18 protein-coding genes and 2 pseudogenes are annotated in these 13,977 nt (G+C 65.6%); 2 read left to right on the top strand and 18 right to left on the bottom strand.

Going from position 1 to position 13,977, the window contains the following annotated elements; all coding sequences use genetic code 11:
• Positions 1 to 163: 163 nt before the first annotated feature.
• The 6 genes and pseudogenes from RGU41_RS04540 to RGU41_RS04520 form a co-directional block, all read right to left on the bottom strand.
• Positions 164 to 1,114 (bottom strand): tyrosine-type recombinase/integrase, encoded by a 951-nt coding sequence (locus tag RGU41_RS04540; protein ID WP_322135654.1) that lies wholly within the window; start codon positions 1,112 to 1,114, stop codon positions 164 to 166.
• Positions 1,115 to 1,231: 117 nt separating this feature from the next.
• Positions 1,232 to 1,465, bottom strand: a pseudogene (locus RGU41_RS20750) (site-specific integrase); the annotation flags it as partial.
• A 255-nt stretch (positions 1,466 to 1,720) separates the two neighbouring features.
• Positions 1,721 to 2,778 (bottom strand): annotated as a pseudogene (locus tag RGU41_RS04535) (YifB family Mg chelatase-like AAA ATPase); the annotation flags it as partial.
• Positions 2,779 to 2,819: 41 nt separating this feature from the next.
• Positions 2,820 to 3,176 carry a YraN family protein gene (locus tag RGU41_RS04530; RefSeq protein ID WP_134560756.1) on the bottom strand — a complete coding sequence of 119 codons (357 nt, stop codon included), beginning with the start codon at positions 3,174 to 3,176 and terminating at the stop codon, positions 2,820 to 2,822.
• A 148-nt stretch (positions 3,177 to 3,324) separates the two neighbouring features.
• The gene (locus RGU41_RS04525; protein WP_134560757.1) at positions 3,325 to 4,017 is read right to left on the bottom strand and encodes an SGNH/GDSL hydrolase family protein; all 693 of its coding nucleotides are present in this window, start codon (positions 4,015 to 4,017) and stop codon (positions 3,325 to 3,327) included.
• Between the two features lie 76 nt (positions 4,018 to 4,093).
• Positions 4,094 to 5,218: a dipeptidase gene (locus RGU41_RS04520; RefSeq protein WP_134560758.1), complete on the bottom strand. Its 1,125-nt coding sequence runs from the start codon at positions 5,216 to 5,218 to the stop codon at positions 4,094 to 4,096.
• A 91-nt stretch (positions 5,219 to 5,309) separates the two neighbouring features.
• On the opposite strand from RGU41_RS04520, the gene RGU41_RS04515 reads away from it, so the two are divergent.
• Complete coding sequence (locus RGU41_RS04515; RefSeq protein ID WP_134447607.1) at positions 5,310 to 5,750, top strand: nitroreductase family deazaflavin-dependent oxidoreductase; 441 nt, start codon at positions 5,310 to 5,312, stop codon at positions 5,748 to 5,750.
• Positions 5,751 to 5,763: 13 nt separating this feature from the next.
• Here RGU41_RS04515 and RGU41_RS04510 read toward each other — a convergent pair whose 3' ends face one another.
• From RGU41_RS04510 to rpsP, 11 genes are all read right to left on the bottom strand, one after another.
• Positions 5,764 to 6,087, bottom strand: coding sequence for a DUF2469 family protein (locus RGU41_RS04510; protein WP_134447605.1), 324 nt, complete (start codon positions 6,085 to 6,087; stop codon positions 5,764 to 5,766).
• 12 nt (positions 6,088 to 6,099) lie between these two features.
• Entirely contained in the window at positions 6,100 to 6,381 is a 282-nt protein-coding gene (locus RGU41_RS04505; protein ID WP_322135653.1) for a hypothetical protein, read from the bottom strand.
• Positions 6,318 to 6,743, bottom strand: coding sequence for a hypothetical protein (locus tag RGU41_RS04500; RefSeq protein WP_322135652.1), 426 nt, complete (start codon positions 6,741 to 6,743; stop codon positions 6,318 to 6,320). Before RGU41_RS04500 ends, RGU41_RS04505 begins: the two co-directional genes overlap by 64 nt.
• Complete coding sequence (lepB, locus tag RGU41_RS04495; RefSeq protein ID WP_134447601.1) at positions 6,744 to 7,493, bottom strand: signal peptidase I; 750 nt, start codon at positions 7,491 to 7,493, stop codon at positions 6,744 to 6,746.
• An 86-nt stretch (positions 7,494 to 7,579) separates the two neighbouring features.
• Positions 7,580 to 7,924, bottom strand: coding sequence for a 50S ribosomal protein L19 (rplS, locus tag RGU41_RS04490; RefSeq protein ID WP_134447599.1), 345 nt, complete (start codon positions 7,922 to 7,924; stop codon positions 7,580 to 7,582).
• A gap of 185 nt (positions 7,925 to 8,109) precedes the next feature.
• On the bottom strand, positions 8,110 to 8,625 hold the full coding sequence (locus tag RGU41_RS04485) for an MFS transporter (RefSeq protein WP_322135651.1): 516 nt from the start codon (positions 8,623 to 8,625) through the stop codon (positions 8,110 to 8,112).
• 9 nt (positions 8,626 to 8,634) lie between these two features.
• The gene (trmD, locus tag RGU41_RS04480) at positions 8,635 to 9,411 is read right to left on the bottom strand and encodes a tRNA (guanosine(37)-N1)-methyltransferase TrmD (protein WP_322135650.1); all 777 of its coding nucleotides are present in this window, start codon (positions 9,409 to 9,411) and stop codon (positions 8,635 to 8,637) included.
• A 9-nt stretch (positions 9,412 to 9,420) separates the two neighbouring features.
• Positions 9,421 to 10,290 (bottom strand): formate/nitrite transporter family protein, encoded by an 870-nt coding sequence (locus RGU41_RS04475; protein ID WP_134447593.1) that lies wholly within the window; start codon positions 10,288 to 10,290, stop codon positions 9,421 to 9,423.
• 92 nt (positions 10,291 to 10,382) lie between these two features.
• Positions 10,383 to 11,057, bottom strand: coding sequence for a ribosome maturation factor RimM (gene rimM, locus RGU41_RS04470; RefSeq protein WP_241975527.1), 675 nt, complete (start codon positions 11,055 to 11,057; stop codon positions 10,383 to 10,385).
• 16 nt (positions 11,058 to 11,073) lie between these two features.
• Positions 11,074 to 11,310 carry an RNA-binding protein gene (locus tag RGU41_RS04465; protein WP_134447589.1) on the bottom strand — a complete coding sequence of 79 codons (237 nt, stop codon included), beginning with the start codon at positions 11,308 to 11,310 and terminating at the stop codon, positions 11,074 to 11,076.
• Between the two features lie 2 nt (positions 11,311 to 11,312).
• Positions 11,313 to 11,732 (bottom strand): 30S ribosomal protein S16, encoded by a 420-nt coding sequence (rpsP, locus tag RGU41_RS04460; RefSeq protein WP_134447587.1) that lies wholly within the window; start codon positions 11,730 to 11,732, stop codon positions 11,313 to 11,315.
• A gap of 280 nt (positions 11,733 to 12,012) precedes the next feature.
• Between rpsP and RGU41_RS04455 the strand changes: the two genes are divergently transcribed.
• Positions 12,013 to 13,152 (top strand): glutamate--cysteine ligase, encoded by a 1,140-nt coding sequence (locus tag RGU41_RS04455; RefSeq protein ID WP_134447585.1) that lies wholly within the window; start codon positions 12,013 to 12,015, stop codon positions 13,150 to 13,152.
• On the opposite strand, the gene RGU41_RS04450 is transcribed toward RGU41_RS04455, so the two are convergent.
• Positions 13,149 to 13,940: an LLM class F420-dependent oxidoreductase gene (locus RGU41_RS04450; protein WP_134560945.1), complete on the bottom strand. Its 792-nt coding sequence runs from the start codon at positions 13,938 to 13,940 to the stop codon at positions 13,149 to 13,151. The genes RGU41_RS04455 and RGU41_RS04450 overlap by 4 nt on opposite strands.
• Positions 13,941 to 13,977: the final 37 nt, after the last annotated feature.

Here is a 13,977-nt window from a genome sequence, read left to right as displayed (position 1 = left end):
GAGGCTTGAGCGAGCCCAATTGTCTGTCTTGAACGTCTTCTCTCGGCCGTCGAGCCCGCGGACGAAAACATCAAAGTTACCGTCCTCGCGCGTGGTGACACTATCCGGAACACCGTACCCAATGGGCGGAAGTGGGGAGCGCCGACCAGACGAAGTGCCCTTCTCATACATCCGGGTAGTCCAAGTCGGCCTCGTTGTTGCCAAAATCGGCCGCAGCTTCGGAGGGAAGTTCCCATTCTTCGTCGTCGGGTATGAGGGCCAGTCTTGTTTCGTAGTCCAGTTCTGCGAGCGTATGGAGGTAAATCGCGGTCGTGTCCGCTGAGCTGTGACCGAGTCGAAGTCGCAACCAGTTGAGCGGATCGCCAAACACTTGGACGTACCGTTTTCGATATGGCTCGTTCTGCGGCTCAAGGGTTGACAAATGGCCGCGCTGCAGTTTGTCCAACGTCGCGACAGCGTAGGTATGTCTAAGCGCATGGGGGTGCGCACTCAGGTTAATTCCCAAACGAACGCAGCGAGCATTAGCGACCGCGAAAATTCCCTGCCAAGTCTTGCTCGACATTGGTGCACCTTTGTCGGTTAGCCAGAGACAGGCGGGCTGTAGGACAGCATCCTTCAACACCAGAACGCGTGCACGCTCCACCGGCGCCAATGACGACAACCTTCGACCCATACCCGATGGAGTCAGTACCCATTTCGGATTCCGTTCGTTGATGACGAACCACCCCTTGTCGGGTGAGTAAAGGCCGTTTCGGGTCCCTCGTTTAACCGCAGCTCGGCGCTCACCTCGGACATATGCGTCTATCGAAGAAAGGACACTGTTCGGCACATAAATATGGCGTCCTTTCATATTCTTGGCGGTTCTCGCCGTAATCCAGACCTTCGCATGAGCGACGTCGGGTCGCCGCATGGGAATTTCGGTGAGCAGTAGAACCGACTGCTCCGTGAGACGCATGCCAGTGCGAACCATCAAGTCGGTAAAACTGGCATTCCTGCCGGCGAGTGGTCCTTTAAACGATGGATCACGGTTGCCTTTCGAAGCGAACCCTCTCATTCCCACGTCGCGCCATTGGTTATAGTCGGCGATCGATAGCCATTTCATGGGAGTTTGCATCGTGTCGGGTCGATATTCTCGCGGCGATTGACGTCCTGTTACGCCAGTGCGTCTTCCGTGCGCCGATCTCGAATCGCGTTGGAGAAACGGGGATTTGACCACCAAGCCTTCGTCTTCAGCCCACCCGTAAAACTCCGAAACAGTTGCGACCTCTCTGTTCCAGGTCGCCGCCGTAACTCGGGGGCCATCAGGGTCCTGATTCCTCCATAGGTAATAGGCTGCACGATCTCCACTCGTAACGTCTCGCCAGCCTCGACTAGCGAAACGATGCGTCAAACCTTGTGCGCTTTCAACAGCCACGAAATCGAGGAACCTCGCAAGGTCGCGTGCGTATGCCTCTTGAGTGTGCATCGAATGCCCTGCTATCCAGGAATTCTGGAAGAAGCTATTTAGCAAAACGTCGAATACGCCATCTGGTCCGATTAAGAATGGGGAGCCCTCCATCCGACGGTTGTCATCAAGCCACGCCCCCCACCGGTTGTTGCTGAAGCAACTGCGCGCGTGGTGAACCACACCCTCCAACGTTGCTGGAGAGAATGATCCTCAGTCCCGAGCGGCATCATGTACGCAACGTACCACTGACGTGTCATGCAGTACATAAATGCTGACGAGCTGGAACCGCGCCGGGAAGTGGGCGACGGCGTTGGCGCGGTGGATGCTGATCATCCCGGATTCGAGCGGCTGCCGGAGGGCGTCGAGCACGGCCGATGCGAACTCGGGAGCCTCGTCGAGGAAGAGCACCCCGTGACAGGCGCGGGCGGCTGCACCCGGCCGGATCTGTCCACTGCCGCCGCCGACCATGGCCGCCGCCGTCGCGGTGTGGTGCGGTGATTCGAGCGGCGGCCGGGTCACGAGGGACCGGCCGAGTCCGCGCCCGGCGAGGGAGCGCAGCGAACTCGCCTCGAGGGAGGCGGCCGGGTCGAGGTCGGGCAGGAGTCCGGGCAGGCGGGCGGCGAGCATGGTCTTGCCGGAGCCTGGCGGGCCGAGCATGAAGAGATGGTGGCCGCCTGCTGCGGCGATCTGCAGGGCCAGGATGGCGTCCTCATTGCCGATGACGTCGGCAAGGTCCATCGAACCGGTTTCGACGACGTCGTTCCCGGCGGGTCCGGCTTCGGTGGGCCACTCGATGGTTTCGACCGGCACGGGCGTCAGCTCCGCCCCGTGCCAGATCGCCGCCTCGCGGAGGAGGCGACCCCGATCACGGTGATGCCGGGCACGAGTTCCGCCTCCGCGGCGTTTCCGGCCGGAACCATGACGGTTCGGTGGCCGAGACGCGACGCCGCGATCACCGCCGGCAGCATGCCCGGGACTGGTCGAAGGCGCCCGTCGAGGGCGAGCTCGCCGATGTGCACGACCGAGCCGACCGACCCGGCCGCGACCACCCCGTCCGCGGCGAGGCACGCGAGCGCGATCGCGAGGTCGAATCCCGAACCGTGCTTCGGGAGCGCCGCCGGCGACAGGTTGATCGTGAGCTTGTTATGGGTCAGTGGGCAGCCGGAGTTCTTGGCCGCGGCCTTGACCCGCTCTGTCGCTTCGGAGAGCGCGGCATCCGGCAGGCCGATCAGCACCATGCCGGGGAGCTGACCAGAGATGTCGGCCTCGACTTCGACGAGCGCGCCAGTCAGCCCGAGCAGGGCGACGGCGTGGGTACGGGCGAGACCCATCAGGCTGCGCCCATCAGACGGCACGCACTAGAACACGCTCACTAAAACACTCCGGGCAGGTGCTCGATCACCGGAACGGCGCCGGGGGCGAGGATCACCGCGATCGCGTCGATCCTGATTCGCTCCGGCCAGGCATCCGCCTGCTCGCACCACGCCGCCGCAAGCCGGCGGAGCCGGGCGAGCTTGACGACGGTGATCGCCTCGAACGGATGCCCGAAGCCGATCCCCGAGCGCGTCTTCACCTCGACGAAGGCGACTTCGCCGTCCTGCTCGACAATCAGGTCGATTTCGCCCTGCTCGCACCGCCAGTTGCGGGCGAGGAGCGTATACCCGGCGTCGGTGAGGAACCGCGCCGCGTGCTCCTCACCGAGCCTGCCCAGATCATCTTTGCGTGCCACGAGTGCCTCCCACGGACAGGATGCCGGGGGTGGGCGAGCATCCGCGGGGGCCATCGTCGACCGGTGGACAGCGGGCAGACGTCGACGCCTGGTGAGGAGAGTCGGGAATTCGCCTTCGGAAAGTCCGTACACCGTCGAGGGGCGACTCCTAGATGCCGAGGCTCCTGAGTGCCTCGTCCATGCGATCGGCGAGCACCCGATACCCCTCATCGTTCGGGTGCAGGCCGTCGCCGGCCTTCCATTCCGGGTGGCCGTCGAGCCAGTGCGAGGCGCCGGGAATGTAGACGGCGTCGATCGCCGCAGCGCCCGCGCTCACCCACTCGATGATCTGTTGAACCGAGCCGGGTCGATCGTCGGTGTACCAGAACGGCTCGACCACGATGACGCGTGCGACCGGCAGCGCTTCACTGATCCTGGTGAAGTCGGCCGTGATGGCGGAGCGGATGCGGTCGGCGCGAGCGGGCATCGAGAAGTTGTCGTTGAGACCCATCGTCACGATCACGATGTCGGGGCGGGCGGCGATGACCTGGTCGACGAGGTCCTCTGACACGTCTGCCCGGTGGTTCACGAAACCGAGACCGTTCACGCTCGGGTTCACCTCGGTCCAGCCGTGCTCGATGGAAAGGAGCGTCGACCACCGGTGTTCGGGGCTCGAAGCCCCGGTCCCGAGCGTGTACGAGTCCCCGTAGAACGCCACGACGGGACCGGTACCCGGAGACCCCGCAGGAGTCACCGGAATCGGTTCGGCCGGTACCGCACGTCCAACCGAACCGATCACGGCGACGAGTCCAACGACGACGGCCACGGACCCCACCCAGAGGGCCATGACGGTTCGGGTCATTCGTCGGGGTGCACTCACACCAGTCATTCGGAGCGGGATCCGTTCTGGTTTGCCCGGCAATGCGGGAAAGGACCGGTCACGACACCAGCAGCGGCGTGCCGTTCCCCGCTGCCGCGAACGCGGCATCCGTCGCCCGGAGCACGCGCAGTACGTTCGCCCCGGCGAGGGCGGCGAGCTCGACGGCGGTCCAGCCCCGCGCGGCGAGCTCGGTCAGGAGCGCCGGGTAGCCGTCGACGCCCTCGAGACCGACCGGGAATTCGTCTGTGCCGTCGAAGTCGCCGCCGAGCCCGATGTGCCGAATGCCCGCGACCCGGCGAGCGTGCTCGATGTGGGCGATGACCTCGTCGAGGGTCACCGTCGGCGCGGCGCTGTCCCTGGGCCCGTCGAACCAGGCGGCGAAGTCCGGGGAGAGGAACTGCGGCACGAAGGTGAGCATGAGCACGCCGTCGTTGTCGCGCAGGCGCTCGAGCACGTCGTCCGGTACGTTCCGCGGGTGGTCCGTGACGGCGGCGCACGAACTGTGGCTGAAGATCACCGGCGCCGTCGTCACGGAGAGCGCCGCGTGCGCGGTCGCCGGGGACACGTGGGACAGGTCGACGAGCATGCCGAGCCGGTTCATCTCCCGCACGTACTCGACGCCACGCGCGGACAGGCCGCCGTGCACGGGCTCGTCGGTGCCCGAGTCGGCCCAGGTCGTGTTGTGCACATGGGTGAGGGTGAGGTACCGCACGCCGAGCCGCGCGAACATCCGCAGCACGGCCGGGGAGTCGTTGAGGCTGTGCGCGCCCTCCGCGCCGAGGAGGGACGCGATCCGGCCGTGGGACCTGGCCGACTCGACGTCGGCGGCGCTGCGGGCGATCTGGAAATCGTCCGGGTAGCGGGCGGCGAGGCGGTAGACCCAGTCGATCTGCTCGAGGGTGCCCTGAACGGCGTCGGCACCGAGGGATTCGTCGCTCACATAGACCGACCAGAACTGTGCGCCCACCCGGCCGGCCCGGAGGCGCTCGATGTCGGTGTCGGTCGTCAGTCCCCGTTCGAGTCCCTCGACCGAGTACGCGCGGTTCTCCCGGCATTCCCAGGCCCAGTCGTTGTGGCCGTCGACGAGGGGTGCGAGTTCGAGGGCGTGGTCGACGACCGCGCCAACAGGGTTCGTCGGGGCGGTCGTGGCGGCGTGGTTCTCGGCAGCGGATGCGGGGGGCATGGTCCAACGCTAGTGCCGGGGTTCCCCGCGCGGAACCCGGGTTCCCGCGTGCACCGGCACCGGCACCGATGCAGGTTACTAGGCTGGACCCATGGGACTACGCGACAGGTTGGTCGACCTCGGCATGAAGACGATGAGCCTGATGCACCGGGCCGTGCTCAAGGCATCCGGTGGACGTTTGCTCGCCTCGTTCGGGCCGATCCCGGTGGTCGAACTGCACACGATCGGCCGCTCGACGGGCAAGCGCCGCACGACCATGCTCACGGCCCCGATCCACGACCGGAACCGCTTCGTGCTGATCGCCTCGAAGGGCGGCAGCGACCGGAACCCGCAGTGGTACCTCAACCTCGTTGCGAACCCCGACGTCGAACTCACCGTGCACGGCACGACGAAAAAGCTGAGGGCACGCACGGCAGAAGCAGCGGAGAAGGCGGAACTCTGGCCGCAGATCGTCGCCGCATACAAGGGGTACGAGGGCTACCAGCAGAAGACCAGCCGGGACATCCCCGTCGTGGTCTGCGAGCCCCGCTAGAACGACCAGCCGGCTACTCGTCGAGCGCGAGTTCCTTGGGCAGTTCGAATTCCTTCGAGGCGAGTTCCTCGACGTTGACGTCCTTGAACGTCAGCACGCGCACGGACTTCACGAAACGGTCCGACCGGTACACGTCCCAGACCCAGACGTCCTTCATGTTCAGTTCGAAGTAGAAGTCGTGCTCGGTGTCCCGGCGCACGAGTTCGACCTCATTGGCCAGGTAGAAGCGCCGTTCCGTCTCGACGACGTACTGGAACTGCCCGACGACATCCCGATATTCGCGGTACAGGGCCAACTCGACCTCGCGGTCGTAGTCTTCGAACTCTTCTTCTTCCATGGTGAGACAATCCTACGCTGAGATGGTCAGCCACGATTTGCGATGGAGCCCTGTCGGTCCGAGGCGCCCGATCGCAGCCATGTGCTCCGCACTGCCGTAGCCCTTGTTGCCCGCCCACCCGTAGCCGGGCGTGACCGCATCCGCTGCGATCATCAGCCGGTCGCGGTGCACCTTCGCGATCACGGATGCCGCGGACACGGACGCACAGTCCTGGTCGGCCTTGATCCGGGTCAGCACGGAGAGGGGCGTCGCGAGGGCCTTGTTGAGGTAGTCGTCGTTGCCGTCGAGCAGCACGACGCTCCCCGGACGTCCACGCCGGCGGCGAACAGTTCGGCGAGGGCCCGTTTGCCCGCGAGCCCGAGTGCGGCGATGATGCCGATCTCGTCCACCTCCTTCGCGGAGGCGAGTCCGACCGCGGAGTGCAGCACCCAGGCGACCGCGAGCGGTGCGAGGGCCTCACGGCGCCGCTCGCTGAGCATCTTCGAGTCGCGGAGACCGACCGGCATCGTGCCGTGCGTGCCGTCGATCGCGGCGACGCCGACCCCGACCGGTCCGGCGAGGGCACCACGTCCGACCTCGTCGCAGCCGATCACGCAGCTCGCGCCTTCGGCGAGCAGGCCGAGCTCGACCTCGAGGGTCGGATCGCAGACGGCCATCTACTTCGTCTCCGGGGAAACCCCTCGGAAGACTTCCGGGTAGTCGTCGAGCCAGGTCCAGCGGGACAGCGGCCAGCTGATCACGAGGGCGCGGCCGACGACGTTGTCGATCGGCACGAAGCCCTTGCCAGGGGTGTCCCCGTTGTACCGGGAGTCCTTGGAATTGTACCGGTTGTCGCCCATCACCCAGAGCGAGTTCTCCGGTACGACGACGTCGAAGTTGTCCTTGGACACGGCGCTCGCCCCGGCAGGGAGGTTCACATACGGCTCGGAGAGGGGCACGTCGTTGACGCTCAGCTGGCCGAGGGCGTTGCAGCAGCTGACGTGGTCGCCGGGCAGTCCGATGACGCGCTTGATCAGGTGGTCGTTGCTGTCCGGCGCGGAGAGGCCGACGACGGAAAGGAGCCAGTCAAGGCCGGCGGCGACGGGGTTCTGCTGCACGGCAGCCTGCGGGAGGAGCCACCCGCCGGGATCGCGGAACACGACGACGTCACCGCGCTGGATGGGCATGAGCTTCGGTTCCAGCTCGTTCACGATGATGCGGTCGTTGACCAGGAGGGTGTTCTCCATCGACCCCGAGGGGATGTAGAACGACCGGACGAGGAAGGTCTTGATCAGGAACGAGATGAGCAGCGCCACCACAAAAATGATCAAGAGGTCGCGAAAGAAGATCGCAACGCCGCGCTTGCCGCGCTGTGGTGCTTCTGATGCCAGGCGATCCGATCGCGTGGGCAGAGAATTGTCTGTCATTAAACCGCCTGAGCTCCTGACCCAGTGTACGGGTCAGGAGCTCAGGGTGAAACGCAGCCGGGGCTGGGAATCGGGTGTGACGAGTCTTAGTCGCGCTTTTCCTTGATCTTGGCCTTCTTGCCACGCAGGTTGCGCAGGTAGTACAGCTTCGCGCGACGCACGTCTCCGCGGGTGACGACCTCAATGTGGTCGATAACCGGGGAGTGCACCGGGAAGGTACGCTCGACGCCGACCTGGAAGCTGACCTTGCGAACGCAGAACGTTTCGCGGACGCCTTCGCCGGAACGGCCGATGACGACACCCTGGAAGACCTGCACGCGCGAGCGTGCGCCTTCAACGATGTTGACGTGAACCTTGACGGTATCGCCGGCACGGAACGCCGGGATGTCCTTCCGGAGTGATGGGGCATCCACCTGGTCGAGAATATGCATATTTGTTCGCTCTCTGTATCCGCCACAGGACGAAGACGGCTGAGGTCGCCCGCGCACACAGGTGCTGGGCGACGACTGATGAGGTTAAGACCGTGCCGAACGGTGCAGCTCCCCTGTGGCAGAGGCATGCTACGGCACAATCGCTGATTATGTCACGATCCGCGCCTCCGGCAAAACCGGGCCGGCTAGGTGTCTTTCGGCTTCTCCCGCACGACGATGACCGACGGGTCAGGGGTGGGTTCGAAGCCGATGGGCGACGGATGCTCCCCCGCGGCCGGTTCGGTCGGGGCGCCACCTCTGGCGGTCTTGTCGATCAGCACGATCATCGCCTGCATCCGGCTCCTGGCACTCGCGAAGAGCTCCCAGATGGCGAACCAGAAGGCTGCGAGCCCGACGAGCACGACCAGGAACGGCAGCCAGCTCGCACCCGCCGTGAAGCCGGAGGCCACGATCAGGGCGTGCCACAGGGTGAGCACGCCGACGTCACGCCAGGACACCGCCCGCTCCAGCCGCACCTCGGTGCGGGCGAAGAAGAGCAGGGCGACGGCCAGCAGGCCGAGGCCGAGCACGATGCCGCCGAAGAAGCTGCCGAGCACGGCCCATCCGCTCGACTTGAAGAGGGACGCGCCGATCAGGAGCCACGCCGGAAGCACGAGCACGGCAAGGAATTGCCAGCGATAGAAGACCCTGCGTAGGAACACGAAGCCAGACTACTCGCGGACGCCTTCGGCTGGCTCTGCGTTCGCTGGAGGCAGAAGGTCGGGCCGGACCCGCATGGTGCGCTCGAGCTGCTGGTCGTGGCGCCACGTCGCGATGGCACCGTGGTTGCCGCTCAGGAGCACCGGGGGTACGTCGAGACCGCGCCAGCTGGACGGCTTGGTGTAGCTCGGGTATTCGAGGAGTCCGTCCTCGTGGGACTCCTCGACGAGGCTCTCCGGGTTGCCGACCATGCCGGGGATGAGCCGGCCGACGGCCTCGATCATGGCCATCACCGCGACCTCTCCCCCGTTGAGCACATAGTCGCCGAGGCTGACCAGCCTGACGCGCCCGCGGGAGGCGAAGTGGTCGAAGACGCGTTGGTCGATGCCTTCGTATCGCCCGCAGCCGAAGACGATGTGCGGTTCGGCGGCCAGTTCGCGGGCCATCTTCTGGGTGAAGAGGTCGCCGGCCGGGGACGGGAAGATCAGGAGCGGCCCTGCGTCGTTCGCCGTGGCATCCGCTGCCGCGTCGCCGCCAGCTTCAGTGGGCGCGCCGGTGGTCTCGTCGAGGATCGCGTCGAGAGCCTCGCCCCAGGGTTCCGGCTTCATCACCATGCCGGCGCCGCCGCCGTACAGGGTGTCGTCGACGGTGTTGTGCCGGTCGTGGGTGTGGTCGCGCAGGTTGTGCACGAGCACCTCGATGAGTCCGGACTGCCTGGCCTTGCCGAGCAGGGAGACGTCGAGGACAGAGAAGAACTCCGGGAAGATGGTGAGGATATCGATGCGCACGAAGAAAGCCTAGGCGTGGACGGGAACGGACTCGTCCGCGGTTTCGGCGTCGGTCGCGGTCGTAGCGCTCGCTTCCAGGTGGGCGGCACGGTTGACCCGGGTGCGGTGCGAGAAGTACACCGGCAGGGCGGTGAAAAGGATCGCACCGAGCAGGTTGCCGACGAGAACGGGGATCTGGTTCCAGAGCAGCCACTGGCCGATGCTGATCGGGGCGCCGAGCATCATGCCGGCGGGGATGACGAACATGTTCACGATCGCGTGCTCGAGTCCGAGGCTGAAGAAGATCGTGACCGGAAGCCACATCGCGAGGATCTTTCCTGCGGTGGACTTCGACGTGTAGAACATGATCGTGCCGATCGCGACCATCCAGTTACAGAGCATCGCCTTGATGATCGCGACGACGATTCCGCCAGGGCCGACCGCTTCATACGGCAGAACCTTGTGCTCGGCTAGATGCACGATGGCCTGGACCATCGGGTCTGTGGTCACGGTGCCCATGTAGGTGATCGAGACGACGTAGAGGAAGCCGAAGAGCACGGCGCCGAACAGGTGGGCGGCGATGACGACACCGAAATTGGTGAGGCCCTTTTTAATGGTCGTTCGTCCCTCGAGGATCGCGAGCGGGATCAGCGCGAAGCTTCCCGTGACGAGCTCGAGTCCGAGCAGCAGGATAATGGCGAATCCGACCGGGAACAGCACGGCGCCCACGATGGGAAGCCCGGTCTGGGCGGCCGCGGTCAGGGACACCGCCGTTGCCGCGCCCAGGATCGCCCCGGACAGGGTTCCGCGGATGATCATCTGCTTAATGGTCAGGTTCGATTTAACGACACCCGAATGAATGATGTCATCGATGAGTTTGTCGGGCTGGACGTACGACACAGGCGGTTCTCCTTGCAAGGGCTGCCGCGTCGTGGGGAGTGGAGGAGCCAGCGGGCGCGGCGCGCCTTCCCCCGGGTTGATCCCGGTCGCGCCTATGCGCCGTTCTGGTCTGGTGTGTGCTCGGCGTCCGGCTCGGCACCGGCGTCGGGTTCGTGCGGTGCGCCATCCGCTTCGAGCGGGGCTTCGGGCTCGTCGTCCGGCTCCTCGGGGAGCTCTTCGAGCAGTCCGGGCGGAGGGGTGATCGTGACGATACCCGTCGCGATGTCGACGGAGGGAACGATTGCCTTCACGAAGGGCACCATGACGTCACCGGTCGCGGTCTTGACGATCAGGAGATCCTGGGCCGGAAGGTGTTCGAGACGGCCGATGGTACCGATCTGCACCCCGTCACGCACGACCTTGAGGCCGACGAGCTGGTGGTCGTACCAGGCGTCTTCTTCGTCGGATTCTTCGTCGTCGTCCTGGTCGATCCACAGGATGGCCTTGGCGAGTGCCTCAGCCGCTTCCCGGTCGGGGACATCCTTGAAGAAGCCGACGGCGTGCTGGTTGTACCAGCGGAGCTCGACGAGCTCGATCTTCTTACCGTGCCACGGGGACCCGGTTGGAACCTGAAGCGTGAACACGGCGCCCGGGACGAAACGTCGCCCCGGGTCATCCGTGAACAGTTCGAGCTTGATGGCGCCCTTGAGGCCATGGGCCTTGGTCAGGCGACCAACCCGCAGCTGGGCTCGGGGCGACTGGGCTCTGGGTACCAGAGTGTCGTTCACGAGGCTCACCGCCGGCTCAGAAATCGGTGTCGACGACGTCGACCCGCACGCGCTTGCCATCGGCCAGGGCAGCCACAAGGGTGCGCAGGGCCTTTGCGGTCCGCCCGGAACGACCGATGACGCGGCCGAGGTCCTCGGGGTTCACGCGAACCTCGAGCACCTCGCCACGCGGTGAGTTCTGGGCAGCAACGTGCACATCGTCCGGGTGGTCAACGATTCCCTTGACGAGGTGCTCAAGCGCGGGTGCGAGCAAAATTACGCCTTGTCCTCTTCTGTTGCGTCAGCGGCTTCGGCGACGGGCGCCTCTTCCTTGACAACGGGCTTCTCAGCCTTGGGCTTGAGAACCGGCTTCTTCTTCTCGTCGGCGACGAAAGCGACCTTGGCCTCTTTGATCTTGACGGTGCTGACGGCGTTCTTGTCACCCTTGAACTTGCCCCAGTCGCCGGTCAGCTTGAGGAGAGCCTCAACCTGCTCGGTGGGCAGGGCGCCAACGCCGAGCCAGTACAGTGCACGCTCGGACTTGATCTCGATGACCGAGGGCTCCTGCGTGGGGTGGTAGATGCCGATTTCTTCAATGACGCGACCGTCGCGCTTGGTGCGCGAGTCGGCCACAACGATGCGGTAGTACGGCGCACGAATCTTGCCCATGCGCTTCAGACGGATTTTGACAGCCACAATTCTCCTGTGTATTTGATTTTTGGCGAACTGAGGGCCGTGAGCGTGGGGGCACACTCGGCACAAGCTCAAGATGGTTTTTTCCTGCGTCAGAGTAGAGGGTCGGGCGCAGGAGAACTCGACTAATCATTCTGTCAGATGTCGGCCCCAATGTGATAATCGACCGGGCACCGGGTGTCCGCCGAAAGCGGATTCCGCGTTCGTGCGGGAGGCCGCCTGCAATCGGTGTCAGGATTGTGACCAGCACCCAGCCGGGTGCCACGCGACCAAAGGACCGCACGTGGGAATCGAATTCGCCCGATCAGCGCGATCGACGATCGGCATCGAATGGGAGATCGCGCTCGTCGACCGGTCGACCGGTGACCTCGTCTGCATCGCCGACGAGGTGCTCGATGCCCTGCGCGGCCCCGACGGGTCGCCGCACCCGCACATCACCGGAGAGCTGCTGCTCAACACCGTCGAGCTCGTCTCCGGTGTTCACACGACCGTGGCGGGCGCCGTTGCGGATGTCTACGGCCAGGTCGACGAGGTCAGGGCGATCACGGACCCACGGGGCGTCGACCTCATCTGCAGCGGCTCGCATCCGTTCGGCCAGTGGTTCGACCAGGAGGTCACGGACAAGGAGCGGTACCACAAGCTCATCGACCGCACCCAGTGGTGGGGCCGGAACATGATGATCTGGGGCATCCACGTGCACGTCGGCATCGAGGACCGCGACAAGGTCATCCCGATCCTGAACGGCCTGCTCGGCTATCTCCCGCACCTGCAGGCGCTCTCGGCGTCCAGTCCGTTCTGGGCGGGCGTCGAGACCGGTTATGCGTCGAATCGCGCGCAGATGTTCCAGCAGCTGCCGACGGCGGGGCTGCCCTGGATCCTCGAGGACTGGGCGAGCTGGGAACGGTATGTCGAGGACATGACCCGAACCGGGATCATCGACGACATGACCGAGGTGCGCTGGGACATCCGCCCCTCTGCCCGCTGGGGCACCATCGAGATTCGCGCCTGCGACGGCGTGTCGACGGCCACCGAACTCGGGGCGATCGCCGCGCTCATCCAGTGCCTCGTCGAGTGGATGTCCACCGAGCTCGACGCCGGACGCCCGGTCCCGAGCATGCAGCCGTGGTTCGTGCGCGAGAACAAGTGGCGTGCGTCGCGATATGGGCTCGATGCGGAGATCATCCTCGACTCGAGCGGCGCCGAACGACTCGTGACCGACGACGTGCGCCGGCTGATCGGCGTGCTCTCCCCCACCGCGGAACGCCTCGGTTGCCTCACCGAACTGCTGCAGCTGAACGGCATCCTGGATGCCGGCGCGAGCTACCAGCGCCAGCTGCGCGTCGCCGCGGCGAACGGCGGCAGCCTGCCCGCCGTCGTGGCCGCGCTCAGCGCGGAACTCCGCGGCGGCACGCTGCCCGTTTAGGCGGCGTTCTTGGCGTCGCGCCAGGCCAGCCAGTCGGTCAGTGGGGCGAGATCATACGCCGGGCCGGAGAGCCCGATCGTGAACAGGCGGGCCCCGAGCGCATAGAGCTCGTCTGCCTCGTCGACCGTGCGGCCGCGCAGCTCCGTGGACACCTCGATCTCGGCCGGGTCGCGCCCGACCGTCGCGCACCAGTCTGCGAGGACGCCGAGCTTGTGCTCGAGTACCTCGGGGCTCGAGAAGGAATGCCAGATGTCGGCGTGCTTGGCGACGATGCGCAGGGTCTTCTTCTCCCCACCTCCGCCGATCAGCACCGGGATCTTCCGGGTGGGCGGCGGGTTGAGCTTGCCCCAGCGCGCCTCGATGCGTGGGAGGTTCTCCGCGAGGGCGTCGAGCCGGCTGCCGACGGTGCCGAACTCGTAGCCGTACTCGTCGTAGTCGCGCTCGAACCAGCCGGAGCCGGTGCCGAAGATGAAGCGGCCGCCGCTGATGTGGTCGATCGTGCGGGCCATGTCGGCCTGCAGGTCGGGGTTGCGGTAGCTGTTGCAGTTGACGAGGGCGCCGATCTCGATCCGGGAGGTCTGCTCAGCCCACGCGGCGAGGATCGTCCAGGATTCGAAGTGCAGCCCGTCCGGGTCACCGGAAAGCGGGAAGAAGTGGTCCCAGTTGAAGGCGACATCGGTGCCGAGTGCTTCGACCTCTGCGACGGTGTCGCGGATCTTCGTGTACTCGGCATGCTGGGGCGCCACCTGCGCGCCGATGCGGACGGGACCGGGCTTCGTGAGTGTCATGCGCCCAGCCTAAACGCCCGAGGCATACCTGTCCGGT

The organism is Cryobacterium sp. 10C3 (assembly GCF_034314285.1).
In the GTDB taxonomy this organism is placed as follows: Bacteria; Actinomycetota; Actinomycetes; order Actinomycetales; family Microbacteriaceae; genus Cryobacterium; species Cryobacterium glucosi.
The sequence above is the reverse complement of the archived record's forward strand: the minus strand, read 5'-3'. Positions and strand labels throughout refer to the sequence as shown.

Bases quoted from the DNA above. Each gene is read 5' to 3' on its own strand.
- RGU41_RS04450 (WP_134560945.1), bottom strand. From the start codon at position 13,940: ATGACACTCACGAAGCCCGGTCCCGTCCGCATCGGCGCGCAGGTGGCG.
- RGU41_RS04515 (WP_134447607.1), top strand. From the start codon at position 5,310: ATGGGACTACGCGACAGGTTGGTCGACCTCGGCATGAAGACGATGAGC.
- RGU41_RS04525 (WP_134560757.1), bottom strand. From the start codon at position 4,017: ATGACCCGAACCGTCATGGCCCTCTGGGTGGGGTCCGTGGCCGTCGTC.
- rplS (WP_134447599.1), bottom strand. From the start codon at position 7,924: ATGCATATTCTCGACCAGGTGGATGCCCCATCACTCCGGAAGGACATC.
- RGU41_RS04500 (WP_322135652.1), bottom strand. From the start codon at position 6,743: ATGGCCGTCTGCGATCCGACCCTCGAGGTCGAGCTCGGCCTGCTCGCC.
- RGU41_RS04520 (WP_134560758.1), bottom strand. From the start codon at position 5,218: ATGCCCCCCGCATCCGCTGCCGAGAACCACGCCGCCACGACCGCCCCG.
- RGU41_RS04540 (WP_322135654.1), bottom strand. From the start codon at position 1,114: ATGCAAACTCCCATGAAATGGCTATCGATCGCCGACTATAACCAATGG.
- RGU41_RS04510 (WP_134447605.1), bottom strand. From the start codon at position 6,087: ATGGAAGAAGAAGAGTTCGAAGACTACGACCGCGAGGTCGAGTTGGCC.
- lepB (WP_134447601.1), bottom strand. From the start codon at position 7,493: ATGACAGACAATTCTCTGCCCACGCGATCGGATCGCCTGGCATCAGAA.